Raw genomic sequence first — 19,520 nt, 5'->3', positions numbered from 1 at the left:
TTTTTACGTATTAAAAGGGTTATCTCTTATTCAAAAATCTCTTTATTGACTAATTTATTGACATTAACGTATTCCTTATTTAAAAAATGAACGATATTTTCACATGATACCTGTTGCAATTTAGCTACTGAAGTAGAGGTATAAAAAGCGGCGTGTGGGGTAATAATCACATTAGAACGTCCCACTAAAGGATGATGTTTTAAGTCGGGTGTTTCATCACTTAAAACATCTACAGCAGCACCTTTGAGCAATTTTTCATCTAACGCTTTCACTAAATCTTCTTCAACCACACTCGCACCTCTTCCCATATTAATAAAATATGGATTCTTTTTAGAATGAGCAAATAATGAATAATCAAAATAATTGTAATTGGTTTCATTTAAGTTCATATGATTACAAATCACATCAGAAGTCATGACTAGTTCTTCTTTAGACACTTGTTTGATACCTTGTTGTACAAAAATTTGATCGTTGATAAAAGGATCATGAGCGAGGACCCGCATTCCTAAAGCTTGAGCTCTTTTCGCCACTTGTTTTCCAATTTTCCCAAAACCAACAATGCCTAATGTCATTTCTTCAATACGTGGATTCTCACCAGCAGAAGCATATTCCCAAATATAATCATGCTCAACATTGTACGTATGCGTTTTCAAATTTTTAACCAACATCGCCATTGTCGCAATTGTAAACTCTGCCACATCTTCAGAACAGTATTCACCTACTGGACACACGCCAATCTTACGTTGATTCGCTTCTTCTAAATCAACATTGTCGTAACCTGTTGCATTCATTGAAATTATTTTCAACTGTGGGGCATGATTAAGTGCCTCTTCATCCATCGGAATAAACCCTGTTAATAAAGCATCTGCATCGGCAATCGCCTCATAAAAATCCGGCAATTTTTTATCCGAATATTCATGAATCTGAATCTCGCAATTTTTTAGTCCCTTTACAAGTACCTCCTGCTCATAATCATGTGAGGGCATCATTGAGTCAGGATAGTCCGCAATCAGAACTTTGTATCGTTTATTCATCTTTCTTTAACCGTACTTCTTCTAATAGGATATGTCATACAGTGTGGTCCCCCACCACCTTTTAATATTTGTTCCAGTGGTAATTCTATAACTTCTAAACCAACTTCACGCATGTCTTTATTAACAGTTTCATTATTTTTAATACCTAACACTTTATTGTTTCCTAATGCTTGTACGTTACAACCATGTTTAAAGATCAGCTCTTTTGGTACATCGATAATTGTAAAGTCGCGTCGTTTTAACATATTTATAAACCAGAATGGTAACACTTCTGTTGCTGCAATACATACTTTATCTGAGACAATATTAAACGCCATATCTAAATGTAAGTATTCAGGAGCTAAGGGAACACCTACTACAGTGTAGCCAAATTTCATAAGTTGTTCTCTTAAATTGTCTACTCCAGCACGGTCAGTACGGTCAACTAAGCCAAAGGCTAAGGTATGTTCATCAATCATAAAGAAGTCGCCACCTTCAAAGCACCCGGCATTACAACGTGCTACAATTGGAACACCTAATTCTTTTAATTTAGCTTCATATAATTCAGTTTCAACTTGACGAGCTGGATGACGGAACTTACCTATAATTGCCCCTTCTTTCACCATCGCACCAAAGTCACGTGCAAACGTCATAACTTCATATTCTGGATTTGCTTCCACTTCAACTACCTCGACGCCATTGTCTTTATAAGCTTGGATCATTGTTTCCCATTCTTTAACCATCAAATCATTTTCTTCTGTTTCACCTTTTTCCATCCAACTTTTAGTGATTTCATTAATTGCATTAAACACATAATATTTTGGTGAACAAACGACAACTTTTTCTAATGGATTTGTTGCATTACTAACATAATTTTTTTTTGACATACTGATCTTCCTCTCTTATTTTTATATCCAAATACTTAATAATATAAAGCCAACACTCACAACAGAAAAAACAGCTAATGGTTTTCTCGATGCTTTTAACCAAGTTACGTAGTCTACCTTTACTAAAGAAATTGTGGTCATAACAATAATCGATGTTGGCATTACCATCTTAACTAAACCTAAAGCTACGTTATAGATCATGATAGTTGTTGCCTCACCTATTCCTGCAATCAACCCTAACGGCGCCATGATAGCCATAGTTGCTGCTGCTAAACCTGTTGAGCTAGGGATGAATGAAGCGAAAATAATATAAATAAGCAATGCTAAGAACATATAAGTAATAGGTGAGAAACCAGATAAGAATCCTTCACTAGAGTTTAAAATGGTATCCGTTATATTAGCATCTGTCATTAATACTTGAATACCTCTTGCTAATGGAATAATAAAAGCCGTTGAAACTAAACTCGCTGCCCCTTTAATGAATATATCAATAATTTTATTTGTGCTATAACCAGATATATATCCTGTTACAAACGTCATAATAATCAAAAGAACATTTATTTCATTGAAATACCATTCACCAAATGGCACCAAATTAGATCCAATTAATTGGCCAATCACAGGTAAATTTTCCATCCATTGAGTAAATGTAATGAAAAACGTCCAATTTTCATTGAGCGATGTCCAAGGAACCAATGCAATAATCATGATTACAAACGTTAAAATAAATAGTATAAACGCTATGCGTTGTTTTTTAGTTAACTCTTGTTCTTCAGAATCTGCTTGAACAAATTCTGCCATTTCTTCTGCACGCCGTGCATACTGATAAGAATTTTTGGGATCCGCTTTGACTTTTTTTGCATAAAGACAAATGACATATGAAACAGTTGCTTGTAATACTACAAAAAAGATAGCTCTTAAAATAATACCTTCACCTGGACTAACACCAGCAATACCAGCCGCAATTCCTGTAGAAAATGGATTTACTATGGATGAGATACAACCTGCTTGAGTTCCAAAAATAACAATCATTAATACTGTAATACTATCTAGTCCTAATGACAACATTATAGGCATAAACATCATCACATAAACGAATCCTTCTTCGTATGCTCCTTGAACAGTTCCAAACACACCCATAATAAAAACGAGAATAGTTATTAATAAATTAATATTGTCTTTATTCGCAATTGCTATTTTCTTCAAACCTGCATTAATCGCGCCTGTTTCATCCATTAATTCTAAGAAACTGCCGAACAACATAACATTTAAAGAAATTGTAATCGCTCCAGAAATGGTATCACTACCAACCATCCCAATGATTGGTGCAATAATCACATTCCAAATTCCTTGAGGATTGGATGGAACTGGCTTGTAAGTTCCTGAAATTGTACGACCTGCTTCATCTACTAAATATTTTCCACTAGGTATAAACCATGTTAAAATGGCGACTAAAATGAGAATAAAGAATAAAATGACATATGTATTAGGCATTTTAAATTTCTTAGCTTTAACGGGTTCTGATGCCATCGATTATCACCTTCCATTTTATATAATAGGGAACCCTCACAGCTGAGTGAGGGACCTTGTTAATTTGCGTATGCTGCAATGATTGCTTTGATTGAATGCATCCTATTCTCACCCTGGTCAAAAATAACAGATTGATCTGATTCCATTACTTCATTTGTGACTTCTAAATCACGATAAGCTGGTAAACAATGCATGAAAATAGCATCAGGTTTAGCTTTACTCATAGCCTCCGCGTCAATTAAGTATGGTTTAAAGGCTTCCTTCAATGCTGCAACTTCTTCATCACTTTGTCCCATACTGTACTGCGACATGCCATAAACGATATCTGCATCTTTCAAACCTTTATCAAAATCTTGCGTAAATTCAATATGTGCCCCGCTTATTTTAGCTCGTCGTTCTGTTTCAGCTAAAATTTCAGGATCTGCTTTTAATCCTTCTGGCACAACAATGCTCATGTCCATGCCAAATGTTGCTGCAAAAATCATTGTAGTATATGCAACGTTATACAGATTACCCACATAACAAATTTTCAGGTCAGTTAAGCGTCCTTTCTTCTCTTTAATCGTCATTAAATCCGCAATACCTTGTGTAGGATGTGCAAGAGCTGTTAAGCCGTTAATAACTGGTACTCTCATCCAATCAGAGCATTCTTCCACAATCTCATGACCAAAAGTACGGATAAAAAGTCCATCAAAATAACGATCCAAAATACGAGCTGTATCTTTCAACGGTTCACCACGTGTCATCTGCATTTCATCAGGACGTAAGTAAACAACTTTGATACCCAAGTCAGCTGCTGCTCTTTCAAAAGCGTTACGAGTTCTCGTGCTATTTTTTTCAAATAACGCGGCCCAAACCTGTCCTTTAAAATATTCGTGTGGTTCACGGGATACCCATTTCTGTTTCAAACTCAGACTTAAATCGGTCAAGAATTCTATTTCCTCGCGATTCATATCTTTAAATGCTAAAAAATCTTTACCTCGTAAATTTTGTCTCATTGTTCAACACTTCCTTTATTTATTTGATACTTAAATATTAACCAACTTGTTTCAATAAATAAATAGTGGTAACATACTATTATAAAGCGCTTTCATCATACTTATATACATAAGGAGTGGTACAATGCACAACCAAAACATTGTGAAATCATTAACTAATTTGCCGTTATTTTTAAATAGTAAGCTCGTAACCAATCAGACCTCTCTATATAATTCTTTTAACAGCATTACAATTATGGATACACGTGAAATTGTATTATGGCTTAATGATTATGAAATATTAATTATCGGTAATTATTTTAAAAAAGGATTTATTACCCCTTCTTTTATTCAAAAATTATCAGAAAAAAAACTAGCAGCTATTATTACCAAAAGAAAGTTTGAATCATATATTACTGATGATGTTTTTGAGGCATGTGATTACTATAATATAGCTTTGATTATTTGTGAAGATCACTATAGTTGGACCAATATACAGACTCCAATTTTGGAACTCATCACAACAATACAATTAACGTGCTTAAAGGAAAATCATGATTTTTATCAAGCTGTCATAAATTCCATTAATAATGATTACTATTCAAATAATCTATGTAATACTATTTATTTTGTAGCCGATTTATCTTTAGCTATTTTAAACCAGGATTACTCTTTTATTGATTATTCTGAAAATGTTGAGTGGAAAAAGTATTTTAAAAATTTTGAGCCTTCAAATAAACAATTAATTGGTAAATTTTCAAATGATAACGCTTTTTTTGGATATATCCATTCCAATACTTCTCTAGCTCAAGACAATCTCAAAATATTTATATTTCCTTTCATGAGTGCGAATAACAGTCAGCAATACCTGCTGATTCTAACACCAGACTATTTTAAACAGATTGATCCCCGTACACTTGAAAAGATAAACACTGTCATTTCGATTTATTGCTTAAGGAATTCCTTCCTGCGTCAAAATATAAAATCTACATTTTATGCGAACAATCTCACTTTTCAAGAACTCATAAGTGCAGAAGTAGATCTTGAAAAAAAAAATTCCCTAATAGATATGTTAGAATGCCGTTCTGACTCAGAATTCTACTTAATTATTTGCTCAAGTCCATCCGAGTCTACTTTAAAAGATGCTGTTGAAAACATTCAAATAAAGATAGATTTTTATGCATATTTTAAAGAACATAATCATTTTTCAAAATCTATCCATTTTTTCACAAAAGATGATGTATTAGCTTTTTTAATTGAAAAAAATGTTAATTCGTTAGATTATATGATTGATTATATAAAAAATAATGTCATGATGTACTTTAACCTTGACACCATTAAAATAGGAGTCAGCAACGCACACCCATTAAAAGATACTTATAGAAGTTGGCATGAAGCAAAAGATTCTTTGTATTTCCTTTTCAATACTAATTCAAATAAAAGTATTAAAAAGTATCAAGAGTTAGGTATTTTAAATATTTTTATTAATAATCAAGGGCAGTTAAATCGTCCACTATGCAAAGAAATGCTCAACAGATATATTAAACCAATTGAAGCTTACGACGAAAAAAATAAAACAGAGTTACTAAACACGATTATCATTTTCTTTTCTATGAATTGCTCTTATAAAGAAACAAGTAATCAACTATACTTACATGTAAACTCTCTCAGATCCCGTATAGAAAATATTGAAAAATTAATTCATATTGATATCAATAATACAGATGATAAATTTAATTTGTATACAGCTATTCGCATTTTTCAGTCTGATATCTCTTTTCCTTAAGTATCCACTATTCGAACTTCCAGAAGACAACGGTGATCTACAATTTAAGCTTAAGAATTTTAGATATAAGAAAAACATTTCATTTAGACATACTCATGCCACCATGCTTATTGAATCAGGAGTAAAACGAAAATAGATACAAGTGAGTTTAGGTCATTCAAAGTTAGTCATTACTATGGATACATATGCTCATGTTACTAAAAAATGAAGAAAGAAACTGTTGATATATTTGAGAATATATTGAGAAATGAAGCATAAAAAATTCCAACATTCTACTGACATTTTTAAAAATGTCAGTAGAATGTTGGAAAATACTATTATTCACTTAAATTCGGTTCTCACAAACCCTTATTTCTTCTTACCTTCGTCCTCGTCCATCTTAAGAACGGCCATGAAGGCTTCTTGAGGAACTTCAACGGAACCGATTTGTTTCATACGTTTCTTACCATCTTTTTGTTTTTCAAGTAATTTACGTTTACGTGAAATGTCCCCACCGTAACATTTAGCCAATACGTTTTTACGTAAGGCTTTGATATCAGTACGAGCAACAATTTTTGTCCCAATGGCTGCTTGGATAGGCACTTCAAATTGTTGTCTTGGGATTAATTTACGCAATTTGTCTACGATGGCTTTACCACGTTCGTAAGAGAAATCTTTATGAACGATAAAGCTTAACGCATCTACGTTTTCCGCATTTAATAAGATATCCATCTTAACAAGGTTACTTGGACGGTAGCCTGTTAATTCATAATCAAGAGAGGCATAACCTTTTGTTCCTGATTTTAGTTTATCAAAGAAGTCATAGACAATCTCTGATAGAGGGATATTATAAACCACGTTCACACGGTAATCATCTAGGTAATCCATGGTCACAAATTCCCCACGTTTACGCTGAGAAATCTCCATAACTGCTCCAACGTATTCGTTAGGTACCATGATTTGTGCTTTAACATACGGCTCTTCAACATTATCAATTGAGCTTGGTTCTGGGAACTCAGCTGGGTTATCAACGGTAATTTGTGTGCCATCTGTTTTGTTCACTCGGTAGATAACCGACGGAGCTGTAGTGATTAATTCTAAGTTAAACTCACGCTCTAAACGTTCTTGAATAACGTCCATATGTAGAAGTCCTAAGAACCCACAACGGAAACCAAAGCCTAACGCTTGTGACGTCTCCGCTTCAAATTCTAAAGCAGAGTCATTTAACTGTAATCTCTCTAACGCTTCGCGTAGGTCATTGTATTTAGACGTATCAATTGGATACAACCCACAATATACCATTGGGTTCATACGACGGTAACCAGCTAAAGCTTCCTTAGCTGGATTGTTAGCTAAAGTGACTGTGTCCCCTACTTGGGTATCTTGAATGTTTTTAATACTTGCTGTGATATATCCAACATCCCCTACCATTAGCATGTCGCGTTGGACTGCTTTTGGTGAAAAGATCCCTACTTCTGCTACTTCGTATTCTTTCCCGTTGTTCATCAATTGAATGATGTCACCTGGTCTGACAACCCCATCCATCACACGAATGTTAAGAACAACTCCGCGGTATGCATCATACACTGAGTCAAATATCAACGCTTTTAATGGCGCTTTTAAGTCTCCTGTTGGTGCTGGGACAAGGTCAACAATTTGTTCTAAAATATCTTCAATACCGATGCCCGCTTTAGCGCTTGCTAGGACAGCATCGCTTGCATCAATCCCAATCACGTCTTCAATTTCTGTTCTAACGCGTTCTGGGTCTGCAGCCGGTAAGTCAATTTTATTAATAACTGGGATAATCTCTAATTCGTTATCTACTGCTAGATAAACGTTCGCTAGTGTTTGGGCTTCAATTCCTTGAGCAGCATCTACAACAAGCACTGCCCCTTCACAAGCCGCTAAACTTCGTGATACCTCGTACGTGAAATCCACGTGTCCTGGGGTATCAATCAGGTGAAAAATATACTCATTTCCATCTTTCGCATTATACGTCAGTTCGACAGCATTTAATTTAATTGTAATGCCTCGTTCTCTTTCCAAATCCATTGAGTCTAATAACTGGGCTTGCATTTCACGATCAGAGACAGTATCTGTCTTCTGTAAGATGCGGTCTGCCAGTGTTGACTTGCCATGGTCAATATGTGCAATGATGGAGAAATTACGAATAGATTCTTGTCTTTTTTTCATTTCATCAAAATTCATAGTTGTCTCCTACTTTCTTTTCAATCAGCGATTCTAATTATACCAAGTTTGGAACGCTTTTTAAAGTATTTTCAAATAGAGTTTGTTATAATTAGGGAAGTATATAATGTATAGGAGTTAAAACAATGGATTCCAAGGAAGTAAAAGCACAATTACACTTAAAAAAAGTAGAATTAAAACATTTAAAACAATTCAATGAGTTGTTGCGTTATGTGTTCCAAGTGACAGATTCAGATTTAGAAGAAGGGGGTTATGAGGACGAGTCAGAAATCATTCGTGCTAAGCGCCCTGTGCTACGAGAAGCAGATGTTTATGGTTGGTTCACTGAAAACGACCAACTTGTCTCACAGCTGGCTATTTACCCCTGTGAGGTTAATATTCACGACAAAGTTTACAACATGGCAGGCCTGACAGGTGTTGGTACCTACCCTGAATATGCGAGTCTGGGTTTGATGAGTGATTTAATCACCTTAGGCTTAAAAAAAATGCGTGACAATAAGCAGTGGATTTCTTATCTTTACCCTTACAGCATTCCTTATTACAGGCGTAAAGGATGGGAAATCATGTCTGATAAGATTTCTTTTGAGATTAAAGACACCCAACTACCTAAACCTGCTTCTGTTCCAGGTTATGTGGAACGTGCGAACATCGATCATGAGGACGTCTTGTCGGTTTACAACGCCTTTGCTCTCCAAAATCACGGCGCTATGATTCGCCAAGATTTAAACTGGGAAGAATACTGGCGCTGGGAAAACGAAGAAGAACGGATTGCAGCGATTTATTATAATGCTGAAGGCATTCCTCAAGGTTTTTGTTTTTACTGGATCGCTGAAGAAGTGTTCCACATCAAAGAGATGGTGTATTTAAACCAAGAAGCACGTTTAGGCCTATGGAATTTCGTGTCTGCCCATTTCTCTATGGTTGATGTAATTCAAGGTGATACGTACAAAAACGAACCCATCGCATTCTTGTTCGAAGACAGTGAAATCAAAGAAACCATCGAGCCTTATTTTATGGCGCGAATCGTAGATGTGGAAGAATTCATAAAAGAATACCCCTTTACAACAACAGGAAAACCTTTCCACTTTGTCATTGAAGATCCTTTAGCTGAGTGGAATAATCGAGCCTTTAGTCTTGTTTGGGATGAGAATGATGCCTTAACAGTGAGTGATGAACCTATTGGTAATCCCGTTTATCTGGACATCCAAACCCTTACTTGTTTGTTGATGAACTACAAACGACCTTCTTATCTATACCGCATTGAACGCTTGAAAACGGATAAAGAAACGTTACGTACTCTGGAACGAATTATTCCAGATCAAGAAGCTTACTTTAGTGATTATTTCTAAATAAAAAAAGGTGTGCCAAAAGCAATCAGCTCTTGGTACACCTTTTTTATTGTGTTTAGATTTATTAATAATCTTGTTTTCTTGCTTTACGTTTAGAGCGGTCTGTTTGGCGACGTTCCACTTTACGTTTTTGTTTATCATTTTCTGCAATAGCATACTGAATTTTTTTCTTGTATGCCGGTTTGACTTTTTTCTTTTTCTTCTTCACTAACCCAACCATCTTAGTATCCAGTTGTTTTTGTGTTTTGTTACGTTGCGTACGACGGTTACGGTCATAAGAATCAATAATTTCGCCACCACGAATCACTTTAGGTTGGAACTCAATGCCTAGTTTTTCTAATTGGCTAATTTGTTCTTCATTACTTGGTTCATATAATGTGATGGCAGTACCATCTAATCCATTACGTCCTGTACGACCCACGCGATGAATAAAGAACTCTAAATCATTAGGAATCTCCGCATTAATAACGTGAGATACTCCTTCGATATCAATCCCACGAGCAGCTAAATCCGTTGCTACAACGTATTGGAAATCTAAATTCTGTACTTGTTTCATCACACGTTTACGTTCACGTGGTGGAATATCTCCATGAATCGTCGCTACTTTAAGCCCTTGTTCTTTTAAATAGCTAGAAATTTCATTAACCCGTTGTTTGGTATTAGCAAATACCATAGCTAGGTAAGGATGTCCTACTGTTAGTAAGTCAAAGATAACTTTGTTGTTATCTTGTCCTTTAGTAGAAATAACCCAGTTATCAATGCTATCAGAAATAATTGACGCAGGTTGAATGTGTTCAATGACAGGGTTTTCCATGTATTTTTTCAAGAATGGTTTTAATTTCTCTGGAATTGTTGCAGAGAAGATTAACATTTGTAAATTATTAGGTAGTGTGGCAGCAATCTTGTCCACATCTTCTAAGAATCCCATATCTAATGTCATATCCGCTTCATCAATAACAAAATACTTCGATGTGTATGTTTTCAGAGCTTGATTTTCAATTAAATCTAAGATACGACCTGGCGTTCCAATAACAATGTGAGGTTGTTGATTTTGCAGTTTAGCTATTTGGCGTTTTTTATCCGTACCTCCAACATAATTCGCTACACGCATTTCCACTTCTGAAAATTCTGCGATTTGGCTAGCGGCTTGATAAATTTGTTCTGCTAACTCACGACTAGGAGTCGTCACTACGATTTGAACCTCATCTTTTGTTGGATCTACTTTGTCCATTAGAGGTAATAAAAATGTATGAGTTTTTCCTGAGCCTGTTTGTGATTGACCAACCACACTCTTACCACGTTTGATAATCGGTATTAATTTTGTTTGTACTTCTGTTGGTTCCTTAAAGTTAATGGCTTCTAGAGCATCATTAATGAACGGTTGAAAATTAAAATTTTTAAATTGAGTCATCTTACTCACCTTCCTTCTTTCTGTTAAATTCAGTCCTTTGGCATTATATCACATATTTTAGAAAAATAAGTTTAAAATAATCAAAATAAAGACAAAGTAACTTAATATTGAATAAGTTAAAGAGGCTGTCGCAAATTTTTCATCTGCTCCGTACCCTCTTGCAAGTATCGGCATCGCGTTTTGAACGGGCATCGCCGATTGTAAAATAAAGACGTGTAACATCAATGGTGGCACCGGTATGATAAACGACAATCCATATACCACTAAAGGTGATACGAGATACCTTCCAATAATGACACCGATAATATCCTTGTCTAAGGATAGATTTTTAATCCCTGTATTATAAATAATAATCCCAATAACAAATAAAGACAACGCTGTGGTCATTCCACCAACATACGTTGAAAAATCGACGATTGGTTTTGGAACAGCTACACCTGTAAGTAGCCATAATATCCCTACAATAAATCCTAATAAAGCGGGAGATAACAATTGTTTAAGTAATTTCTTCCAACTAAAAGCACTGTTTTCAGCAGACATATCTGGGTTGTCACTGGCAATCATCATAATGCCTATGGTAAAGAAAAAGGTAGTATTACAAATATAATACAGTAACGCATAAGGAATAGCCTTTTCTCCAAAAATGGCCATGTTGACAGGCAATCCCATAAAAATAGTGTTAGCCGCTGTAAACATTGTTTGAAATGACCCTCGCCTCGTTTTTGGTACCTTTGTTAGCCTAGCGTAAAGAATACTAATACCAAACGTAATAATGATGGAACAAAAGGGTAATAATATTCCTTTGAATAACTCTAAAAATTCTGATTTTGTGAATTTTTGCGTCATATTTAAAAACATGCTTAACGGTAGGGTCACATTGAGTATGAGTTTAGAGAAAACATCGGCAATACGGTTATCAAACCACTGCTTCCACGTTAACACATATCCCAAAAGCATAATAGCAAATACCACTAAAATATTAAGATACGCTGCTATCATTGGTCACCATCATAAACATAAGTTCTAGCTAACCGACTGGATAAAGCACAGGTCACTTCATAATTAATTGTCTCAATATAATCGGCCCCCGACTGAACACTGTTAAACGCACCGTTATTTTCTCCAAAGATCGTCACTTTTGTCCCAGGTTTGAATCGTCTAGGTAAACGTACCATGCATTGATCCATACATACCCTACCAACAATAGGTACTTTTATCCCTTCAATGATAACATGATACCCTTGAAAACGCCTCAATAACCCATCGGCATAGCCAATTGGTAGTGTGCCAATCCATTCTTGGCTATCGCTTTCATAGGTTGCCCCGTAGCCTATTTTTTCACCCGGTTCAACTTCTTTCACATGAATCAGTTCTGTTTCTAATGACAAGGCTTGTTTTATATCATAAGGCAATCTTAATTCATGGCCAGAAGGATTCATGCCATACATAGCATCCCCAAAACGAACAAGGTTGCTTTTCCAAGCATTGTGCCAAAGAGCGGTTGCTGAATTGGCCGTATGAATGTACCTAACCTCTGTTGGTAAATGTTCTAAGGCAGTCACAAATCGCTGTTGTTGTTCTTCAAAATGCTCTGTTGAAACACTATCTGCTGTAGCGAAATGTGTGAAAATCCCTTCCAATGTTAAATTAGGATGCGTTGTGACAAGCTTAGTGCACTGATTAAATTCTTCAGTTGTTCTAAGACCAATACGACCCATACCGCTGTCGACCTTCAAATGAACGACGGCTGTTTTATCTGGATGTTCTTCTAAAAAGTGACATAGTTCTTGTAACCAATCTATGCTAGGAATGGTTAGAGTGATGTGTTGTTCCAAGGCTAACGTGAAATAATCAGCCGAAACATGACTTAACACTAAAATAGGCGCTAAAATACCTGCATGTCTTAATTCTAGAGCCTCATCTAAATTAGACACGCATAAACCTGTTGCTCCCGCATTCATCGCCGTTTTGGCGACTTCAATCGCTCCGTGCCCATAGGCATTGGCTTTTACAACAGCATAGATATCTTGGCCGTCTTGTCTTCTTTTCATTTCTTGTTCAATGTTATACGTAATTGCTGATAAATTAACTTTGACCTTACTAGGTCTATGAATACTTTCTACCACTGTTATCACCCTTTACTGCGTCTTGAATTATTCTTACTTAGTTTAGCATAGTTCGTGGCCTATTTTAATGAATTATGCCACAAAAAAAGAAGCATTGACTTGAATAGGCTGAGGGACAATACCCAATCAGTTATCAAATCAATCCCTCTTTATCTGTTAGGTGCTACACCGATTGCTACTGATTTTTCACCAAGATGTGTGCCAATTACTGGCCCAAAATCACAAATGGTAACATCTAAATTAGGATAGCTGTTTAACAAATCCGTTTCAACCTGCTGAGCTATTTCCAAATTATTACAGTGAATCACATAAAAAGAGCTGTTTTCAGGTTTACTACTGATTTCTTTTAACACGATATCTTCTACACGATGAAGAGCTTTCTTCTGAGATCTGATTTTTTCACTCAGAATAATATCCCCTTTTTTAAAACACAATATCGGTTTTATTTTCAATAGCGTACCAATCAAAGCTGCTCCATTTTTTAAACGGCCACCTCTTACAAGATGATTCAAATCATCTACTACAATATAGCCTTCTAAACCAGAACGAATTCTTGTTAGTGTTGCCACTATCTCTTCTGGTGTCTTGCCTTCTCGCGTCATATCCAGTGCGACTTCAACAAGTTTCCCCATGGGACCGCTCGTTAATAACGAATCAAACGGATAGACTTTGATAGTGTCCATCTCTTGCGCCACAGATTCTAACGTATTGACTAACCCTGAAATACCAGAAGACATTTGAATACTAATAATAGCCTCATAGCCTTGTTCCTTAATATTATCATATAATTCATAAATCTCACCGATGGACGGTTGAGATGTTTTAGGGAATTCTTTCGATCCTTTTAACAAGTCATAGAACCCATCAGGATGAATGTCGATTCCTTCTTTATAAATGGTATCATCAATGATTAAAGGAACAGGTAAGACAAATAAGTCTTCTGCGTTTCTATAGTCTTCTTTTAAAAAAACGGTACTATCCGTGACAATCGCAATTTTCATTGTCATTCCTCAATTCTTTCATCTCTATAAATAATGCCTAGAATACATTATAGAATTGAATGGCTCTAATGTAAAGGTTGTTTCATTTTTATTGATTAAAAAACCTTGAAATCCCTTGGGCATTCATTTGTTCGTCAATTTCGAGGACACTTCCCGCATGCTCATAATAACCATCACTCCAAGAGCCTTCCACTGGAACCGTTAAAATGTCCAATGGTTTATGACGACTAAACAAGTAACTCGTCCCCACAGAGCCGTAAAAATTAAAAGGTAAATCCGTTTGTGTGTAACCTTGTACGTTTCCAACAGCTTCAGGTAACCTCCAGGCGTTTAGCGGATTCAACCCTTGCTTCATCAAAGAAGTCATAACTTGTTGCTGACGTCTTACCCGACCAAAATCGCCTTCTTCATCTTTTCTAAACCGAGCATATTGTAGGGCTTCTTCTCCGCTCATTTTTTGTGGCCCTTGTTTAATAACTGTGCCTTCCACTTCTAAGTCCTTTTCAGCATCGATTTTCAAGCCACCAGGAGCGAGTGTATCAATGATTTTAGGGAAGGAATCAAAGTTAACAACAGCATAATAATCAATGGGAATACCAAAGGTTTGTTTAATGGTTTTCCTGACTAATTCTGGTCCACCGTAGGAATACGCAGCATTAATCTTATTGTATTCAATCCCTTCAGCTGTTGGGATGGCCACATAAGTATCTCTCATAATAGAGACAAGTTTTGGCTGTTTATTCTTTTTACTGTAATGAGCGATCATGATTGAATCAGACCGTCCTTGGTCTTCTCCTCTTGAATCACTACCAAGGAGTAACACATTATACGAACCACGGCCACTAGACTCTCCGTTAAACACAATGTCTTGATTAGCCCCATTGTTCTTATCAAATTTAGCAGAGGCTATTCCTTTTAGATAACCACCTACTAAAATAACTAATAAACCTAATATGAGCCATTTTAACCATCGTTTTTTTCTTTTTTTGGGACGCTTATTCTTTTGTTTCATCTCTTTTTTGCTTTTTTTTGGTTCCTGTTGTGGGCTAATAGGCTCCTTTATGGGTTCTTCAACAGGTTTATGACGGTCCATTCTCGTCATTTTTGTCATTCTTTACACCTCTATTTTTCAATATACTTTCAGAATAGACTATTTCCATAGGTGATAACAAGTTAATTAGACGAAGCTTTGAGTAATTTTATAAAATCCTTACACTTCTATTAAAAAATTCGCAATCTCATCAATGGATAAGTCATCTGTTACAACAGTGCACGTTGCGACTTGACGGTATTTTTCTTGTCTGGAATCAAATAAGTCTTTCACCTTTTCTTTGGATTGTCCTATGACTAATGGTCGATGTTGCCTGCCATCTAATAGCAATCGGTTATACAAGGTCTCAAATGACGCTTCTAGATACACAACATTTTTACATTCTTTTAATAGGTCAAAACTTGGTTCATAGGTAACAATACCGCCACCAGTAGAAATAACACTCGGTTTGCAGTGATACTGTTTAAGTAATTGATATTCTTGTTCTCTAAAGTAAGCTTCTCCTTTAGTCTTAAAAATAGTTCCAATTGACTCGGCTAGTTCTTGTTCCAACAGGGTATCTAAATCAAGGATCTCACGTGACAATAAATGCCCTATTTTGTGACTCACTGTTGTTTTTCCTGCCCCCATAAAACCAACAATTATCATGTTATCCATTCTTTAATTCTCCTTTATGTCAAGCGAAGCTAAATCTGTAAAAAAATGAGGATAAGAAATAGAGATAGCGTCACTTTTCTCAAGAATAAGGGACCCGGTTGAGACGATGAGCCCTGCTATTTGGAGCATCATTCCAATACGATGATCGCCAAAACTTGTCACACAAGCGCCGTGAAGAGGCGTCCCTCCTTGAATGATTAACCCATCTGGTTTTTCTTTAATGTCTGCCCCCATTTTAGTTAACTCAGTTGCCACGGCACTAATTCTATCGGTTTCCTTCACCCTCAGCTCTTCAGCATCTCTAATAACCGTTGTGCCCTTTGCTTGGGTAGCGAGCAATGCAATTAAAGGCAGTTCATCAATTAGCCGAGGAATCATCTCCCCTTCAACCACACACCCTCTTAACTCACTGCTTTTAATACGAATATCCCCAGATTGATTCAAGGTATCTTCTTTAACCAACGTCACGTGACCACCCATTTCTCTAACCACGTCAAGCATACCTGTCCTAGTTGGACTTAATCCAACGTTTGTTAACACAATATCGCTACCTGGCACTAATAAAGCACCTGCTATAAAGAAGGCTGCTGAAGATATATCACCTGGAACGATGACATGAGCCGCTCTTAGAGTCTGAGGGCCTGTGAGAGTGATTTCTTTCCCCTTTACATCAATCTGTCCACCAAATTGACGGATCATTGCCTCAGTGTGATCACGTGTCTTTTCTTTTTCAATTAATCGTGTGGTCCCTGTCCCTTGTAATGCCGCAAATAACAACGCCGATTTCACTTGAGCACTTGCTATGGGGATTTTATAGTTGATGGGTGTCAAGCTAGGAACGGGATTAATCGTTAATGGCGCACATCCGGTTTTCCCAAGAGCTTTAATGTCTGCTCCCATCAATGTTAACGGAGCCATCACTCGGTTCATAGGGCGTTTCTTTATAGAAGCGTCACCTGTTAAAGTATAGGGAGTCTGACTTTGAGCCAATATTCCCATAACTAACCGAATCGTTGTCCCTGAATTCCCAACGTCTAAAGGTGATTGACAAGGTGAAAACTGATAACCGCCTTGCCCTTCAATTAAAAGATCCCCCTCTTCTTCAAAAATCTTTACGCCTAATTGCTGAAATAATTGCATCGTACTCTGACAATCATCGCTTTGTAAAAAATGCGTCACTCTCGTTATCCCCTGACTAATAGCACCAAACATGATACTTCTATGAGAGATAGATTTGTCTCCAGGGACTGCTAACTCTCCCTTTAATCCTTGGCTATTGATTGATAGTTCCATAAACGTTCTCCTTAATAGCTTATTATTTCTTCTCTGTATCGCTCAACGTCTGATACTAAACGGTCAAAAGAATCCCTTGAAAACTGATCTAACATCGCTTTTGTCAATTCAATGGCTACCATAGCCTCAGCAATCACACAGGCCGCTGGAACAGCACAACTATCTGAACGCTCAATGCTCGCTTTAAAGACTTCTTTTGATTCAATATCCACAGAAGGTAGGGGTTTGTATAACGTAGGGATTGGTTTCATCACACCCCGAATGATTAAAGGCATACCATTTGTCATGCCCCCTTCAAACCCGCCTAAATGATTAGTAGAGCGACTATACCCCGTGTCTTTAGACCAAATAATACCATCCATAACTTGACTTCCTGGTCGTTTAGCACTATCAAACCCAACGCCAAACTCTACACCTTTGAAGGCATTAATACTAATTAAAGCTTGAGCTATCTTTCCGTCTAATTTCGTGTCCCATTGAGCGTAACTTCCGATACCTGGGGGGACACCGTCAACCATTACTTCCACAATGCCGCCAATGGTATCTCCTTGCTCTTTGGTTTGATCAATAAGGGCCTTCATTTGTTCTTCAGCGGCACTATCCACACATCTAACGGATGACGCTTCTGCTTGTTCTTTGATTTGTTTGCTTGTTAAGGTGTCTGGGACCAGCGCTTCTATGCCACCAATCATGGTAACATGACCCGTTAAGGTGATACCAAGTTCTAATAGTAGTTTTTTACAAATAGCCCCAATAGCCACACGCATGGTTGTTTCCCTTGCAGATGAACGTTCTAGGACATTACGTAAATCTCGATGACCATACTTCATGCCACCCACTAAATCAGCATGCCCAGGTCTTGGTTTTGTTACACGACGCTTCATTTTTTCTTTCTCTGAAACTTCTGAGATGCCCATCACAGAAGCCCAGTTTTTATTGTCTCGATTACGAACGGTCAATGTGATGGGTGAACCTAACGTCAAGCCATGCCTAACGCCAGATGATATTACAACTTCGTCTGCTTCAATCAACATCCTTCCACCACGACCATACCCTTTTTGTCTGCGTTCTAATTCAATGTTTATATCTTGTAGAGATAAAGGTAACCCTGCAGGTAAACCTTCTATAATTCCTGTAAGCTCTGGTCCGTGGGATTCTCCTGCTGTTAAAAATCTCATACGATCTCTCCTTCTTTTAACCATAAAGCCATGTCTTCTAAAGAGATGGAACGAATCCTTCCTTCACCAATACCTGCCAGTGTTACAATAGAGAGCCTTTTTCCTCTCATTTTTTTGTCGTGAGACATGCCTTGATACAAGAGATGCCCATCCAGATTATCTAGCGTCGTTGGTAAACCAAATTTTTCTAGCATCTGACTCACTTTAGGTAATAGTTCAGGATCTACGTTACCAGACCCCACCTCTAATTCTAATATTTTTACCATGCCGATTGCCACGGCTTCACCATGAGTCACTTGTCCATAGCCAACACTTCTCTCAATAGCATGACCCACGGTGTGACCAAAATTCAACAGCAAGCGTTGACCATTGTCTCGCTCATCTTCTTCCACCAGCCGACGTTTCACCTGACAACTATGATAAATTAAAGTATCCACCCTAGCCAAACATGCTTGTTCATCCTCACAGCTATCAAGTAACTCCCACAAAGTAATATCCCCAATGGCTGCGGTTTTAATGATTTCAGCTAGGCCTGAACGAATTTGCCTTTTATCTAAGCTTTGTAGCACGTCAGAGTCAATTAAGACTCCGTCTGGTTGATGAAAAGTGCCTACCATATTCTTTGCTTTTTCTGTGTTTACACCTGTTTTACCACCAATGCTACTATCCACTTGAGCTAATAAAGTAGTAGGGATTTGTAAACTTTTAAGTCCTCTCATATAAGTAGAGGCGACAAACCCCGACAGATCACCTATTACGCCGCCACCTAAACTAATAATACCGTCAGAACGACTCATCTCATTTTCTCCAAGCCTGTCATATAATTGACTTGCGGTATCTAATGTTTTACTGTTTTCCCCAGGTGAGACACTTAGTAAGACAACCTCAAAACCTGCTGAGGTAAGAGAAGTGGTCACTCCTTCCCCGTACAGTGCTGAAACGGTATCATCCGTTATCACAGCAATTTTGCAAGGCGTCCATAATGAAGCAACCCAGGATCCCACACGAGTTAAGCCTCCTGGCTCAATCGTGACATCATAACTCGTGTAGGGTAGGGATACTGTTAATTTCATG

Annotated in this window: 16 protein-coding genes; 2 read left to right on the top strand and 14 right to left on the bottom strand. The window is 37.0% G+C overall.

Annotated features, from left to right (window positions below):
* Nucleotides 1-26: 26 nt before the first annotated feature.
* From ACVWM0_RS05135 to argF, 4 genes are read right to left on the bottom strand one after another with little or no spacing between them, the layout of a single operon-like run.
* On the bottom strand, nucleotides 27-1,034 hold the full coding sequence (locus ACVWM0_RS05135; protein ID WP_476473550.1) for an NAD(P)-dependent oxidoreductase: 1,008 nt from the start codon (nucleotides 1,032-1,034) through the stop codon (nucleotides 27-29).
* The gene (locus ACVWM0_RS05130; RefSeq protein ID WP_476473549.1) at nucleotides 1,031-1,900 is read right to left on the bottom strand and encodes a dimethylarginine dimethylaminohydrolase family protein; all 870 of its coding nucleotides are present in this window, start codon (nucleotides 1,898-1,900) and stop codon (nucleotides 1,031-1,033) included. Before ACVWM0_RS05130 ends, ACVWM0_RS05135 begins: the two co-directional genes overlap by 4 nt.
* A 21-nt stretch (nucleotides 1,901-1,921) precedes the next feature.
* Nucleotides 1,922-3,430, bottom strand: a complete 1,509-nt coding sequence (locus ACVWM0_RS05125) for a YfcC family protein (protein ID WP_476473548.1) — start codon at nucleotides 3,428-3,430, stop codon at nucleotides 1,922-1,924.
* 59 nt (nucleotides 3,431-3,489) lie between these two features.
* Nucleotides 3,490-4,428 carry an ornithine carbamoyltransferase gene (argF, locus tag ACVWM0_RS05120; RefSeq protein WP_476473547.1) on the bottom strand — a complete coding sequence of 313 codons (939 nt, stop codon included), beginning with the start codon at nucleotides 4,426-4,428 and terminating at the stop codon, nucleotides 3,490-3,492.
* Nucleotides 4,429-4,552: 124 nt separating this feature from the next.
* Between argF and ACVWM0_RS05115 the strand changes: the two genes are divergently transcribed.
* On the top strand, nucleotides 4,553-6,193 hold the full coding sequence (locus ACVWM0_RS05115) for a helix-turn-helix domain-containing protein (protein ID WP_476473546.1): 1,641 nt from the start codon (nucleotides 4,553-4,555) through the stop codon (nucleotides 6,191-6,193).
* A gap of 348 nt (nucleotides 6,194-6,541) precedes the next feature.
* Here the strand turns inward: ACVWM0_RS05115 and lepA are convergent, their stop codons facing one another.
* Entirely contained in the window at nucleotides 6,542-8,380 is a 1,839-nt protein-coding gene (gene lepA / locus ACVWM0_RS05110; protein WP_476473545.1) for a translation elongation factor 4, read from the bottom strand.
* A gap of 125 nt (nucleotides 8,381-8,505) precedes the next feature.
* Here lepA and ACVWM0_RS05105 point away from each other — a divergent pair, with 125 nt between their 5' ends.
* Entirely contained in the window at nucleotides 8,506-9,729 is a 1,224-nt protein-coding gene (locus ACVWM0_RS05105; protein ID WP_476473544.1) for a GNAT family N-acetyltransferase, read from the top strand.
* Nucleotides 9,730-9,793: 64 nt separating this feature from the next.
* Here the strand turns inward: ACVWM0_RS05105 and ACVWM0_RS05100 are convergent, their stop codons facing one another.
* From ACVWM0_RS05100 to aroB, 9 genes are all read right to left on the bottom strand, one after another.
* Nucleotides 9,794-11,140, bottom strand: a complete 1,347-nt coding sequence (locus tag ACVWM0_RS05100; protein WP_476473543.1) for a DEAD/DEAH box helicase — start codon at nucleotides 11,138-11,140, stop codon at nucleotides 9,794-9,796.
* A gap of 57 nt (nucleotides 11,141-11,197) precedes the next feature.
* A complete protein-coding gene (locus tag ACVWM0_RS05095; RefSeq protein WP_476473542.1) occupies nucleotides 11,198-12,139 on the bottom strand; it encodes an AEC family transporter in 942 nt (313 codons plus the stop codon).
* Complete coding sequence (gene alr, locus ACVWM0_RS05090) at nucleotides 12,136-13,266, bottom strand: alanine racemase (RefSeq protein ID WP_476473541.1); 1,131 nt, start codon at nucleotides 13,264-13,266, stop codon at nucleotides 12,136-12,138. Before alr ends, ACVWM0_RS05095 begins: the two co-directional genes overlap by 4 nt.
* A 149-nt stretch (nucleotides 13,267-13,415) precedes the next feature.
* Complete coding sequence (locus ACVWM0_RS05085; protein ID WP_476473665.1) at nucleotides 13,416-14,267, bottom strand: DegV family protein; 852 nt, start codon at nucleotides 14,265-14,267, stop codon at nucleotides 13,416-13,418.
* 88 nt (nucleotides 14,268-14,355) lie between these two features.
* Nucleotides 14,356-15,378, bottom strand: a complete 1,023-nt coding sequence (locus ACVWM0_RS05080) for an LCP family protein (RefSeq protein ID WP_476473540.1) — start codon at nucleotides 15,376-15,378, stop codon at nucleotides 14,356-14,358.
* Nucleotides 15,379-15,477: 99 nt separating this feature from the next.
* The gene (locus tag ACVWM0_RS05075) at nucleotides 15,478-15,975 is read right to left on the bottom strand and encodes a shikimate kinase (protein ID WP_476473539.1); all 498 of its coding nucleotides are present in this window, start codon (nucleotides 15,973-15,975) and stop codon (nucleotides 15,478-15,480) included.
* 3 nt (nucleotides 15,976-15,978) lie between these two features.
* Nucleotides 15,979-17,268 carry a 3-phosphoshikimate 1-carboxyvinyltransferase gene (gene aroA / locus ACVWM0_RS05070; RefSeq protein ID WP_476473538.1) on the bottom strand — a complete coding sequence of 430 codons (1,290 nt, stop codon included), beginning with the start codon at nucleotides 17,266-17,268 and terminating at the stop codon, nucleotides 15,979-15,981.
* A gap of 11 nt (nucleotides 17,269-17,279) precedes the next feature.
* Nucleotides 17,280-18,446: a chorismate synthase gene (aroC, locus tag ACVWM0_RS05065; protein ID WP_476473537.1), complete on the bottom strand. Its 1,167-nt coding sequence runs from the start codon at nucleotides 18,444-18,446 to the stop codon at nucleotides 17,280-17,282.
* Nucleotides 18,443-19,519 carry a 3-dehydroquinate synthase gene (gene aroB / locus ACVWM0_RS05060; RefSeq protein WP_476473536.1) on the bottom strand — a complete coding sequence of 359 codons (1,077 nt, stop codon included), beginning with the start codon at nucleotides 19,517-19,519 and terminating at the stop codon, nucleotides 18,443-18,445. Before aroB ends, aroC begins: the two co-directional genes overlap by 4 nt.
* Between the last annotated feature and the right edge of the window lies 1 nt (nucleotide 19,520).

This window comes from Vagococcus sp. 211 (assembly GCF_056322705.1).
The sequence above is the reverse complement of the archived record's forward strand: the minus strand, read 5'-3'. Positions and strand labels throughout refer to the sequence as shown.

What these genes read in the sequence shown, in the direction of transcription:
- ACVWM0_RS05135 (WP_476473550.1), bottom strand. Translation starts at nt 1,034, where the DNA reads ATGAATAAACGATACAAAGTTCTGATTGCGGACTATCCTGACTCAATG.
- ACVWM0_RS05130 (WP_476473549.1), bottom strand. Translation starts at nt 1,900, where the DNA reads ATGTCAAAAAAAAATTATGTTAGTAATGCAACAAATCCATTAGAAAAA.
- ACVWM0_RS05125 (WP_476473548.1), bottom strand. Translation starts at nt 3,430, where the DNA reads ATGGCATCAGAACCCGTTAAAGCTAAGAAATTTAAAATGCCTAATACA.
- argF (WP_476473547.1), bottom strand. Translation starts at nt 4,428, where the DNA reads ATGAGACAAAATTTACGAGGTAAAGATTTTTTAGCATTTAAAGATATG.
- ACVWM0_RS05115 (WP_476473546.1), top strand. Translation starts at nt 4,553, where the DNA reads ATGCACAACCAAAACATTGTGAAATCATTAACTAATTTGCCGTTATTT.
- lepA (WP_476473545.1), bottom strand. Translation starts at nt 8,380, where the DNA reads ATGAATTTTGATGAAATGAAAAAAAGACAAGAATCTATTCGTAATTTC.
- ACVWM0_RS05105 (WP_476473544.1), top strand. Translation starts at nt 8,506, where the DNA reads ATGGATTCCAAGGAAGTAAAAGCACAATTACACTTAAAAAAAGTAGAA.
- ACVWM0_RS05100 (WP_476473543.1), bottom strand. Translation starts at nt 11,140, where the DNA reads ATGACTCAATTTAAAAATTTTAATTTTCAACCGTTCATTAATGATGCT.
- ACVWM0_RS05095 (WP_476473542.1), bottom strand. Translation starts at nt 12,139, where the DNA reads ATGATAGCAGCGTATCTTAATATTTTAGTGGTATTTGCTATTATGCTT.
- ACVWM0_RS05085 (WP_476473665.1), bottom strand. Translation starts at nt 14,267, where the DNA reads ATGAAAATTGCGATTGTCACGGATAGTACCGTTTTTTTAAAAGAAGAC.
- ACVWM0_RS05080 (WP_476473540.1), bottom strand. Translation starts at nt 15,378, where the DNA reads ATGACAAAAATGACGAGAATGGACCGTCATAAACCTGTTGAAGAACCC.
- ACVWM0_RS05075 (WP_476473539.1), bottom strand. Translation starts at nt 15,975, where the DNA reads ATGGATAACATGATAATTGTTGGTTTTATGGGGGCAGGAAAAACAACA.
- aroA (WP_476473538.1), bottom strand. Translation starts at nt 17,268, where the DNA reads ATGGAACTATCAATCAATAGCCAAGGATTAAAGGGAGAGTTAGCAGTC.
- aroC (WP_476473537.1), bottom strand. Translation starts at nt 18,446, where the DNA reads ATGAGATTTTTAACAGCAGGAGAATCCCACGGACCAGAGCTTACAGGA.
- aroB (WP_476473536.1), bottom strand. Translation starts at nt 19,519, where the DNA reads ATGAAATTAACAGTATCCCTACCCTACACGAGTTATGATGTCACGATT.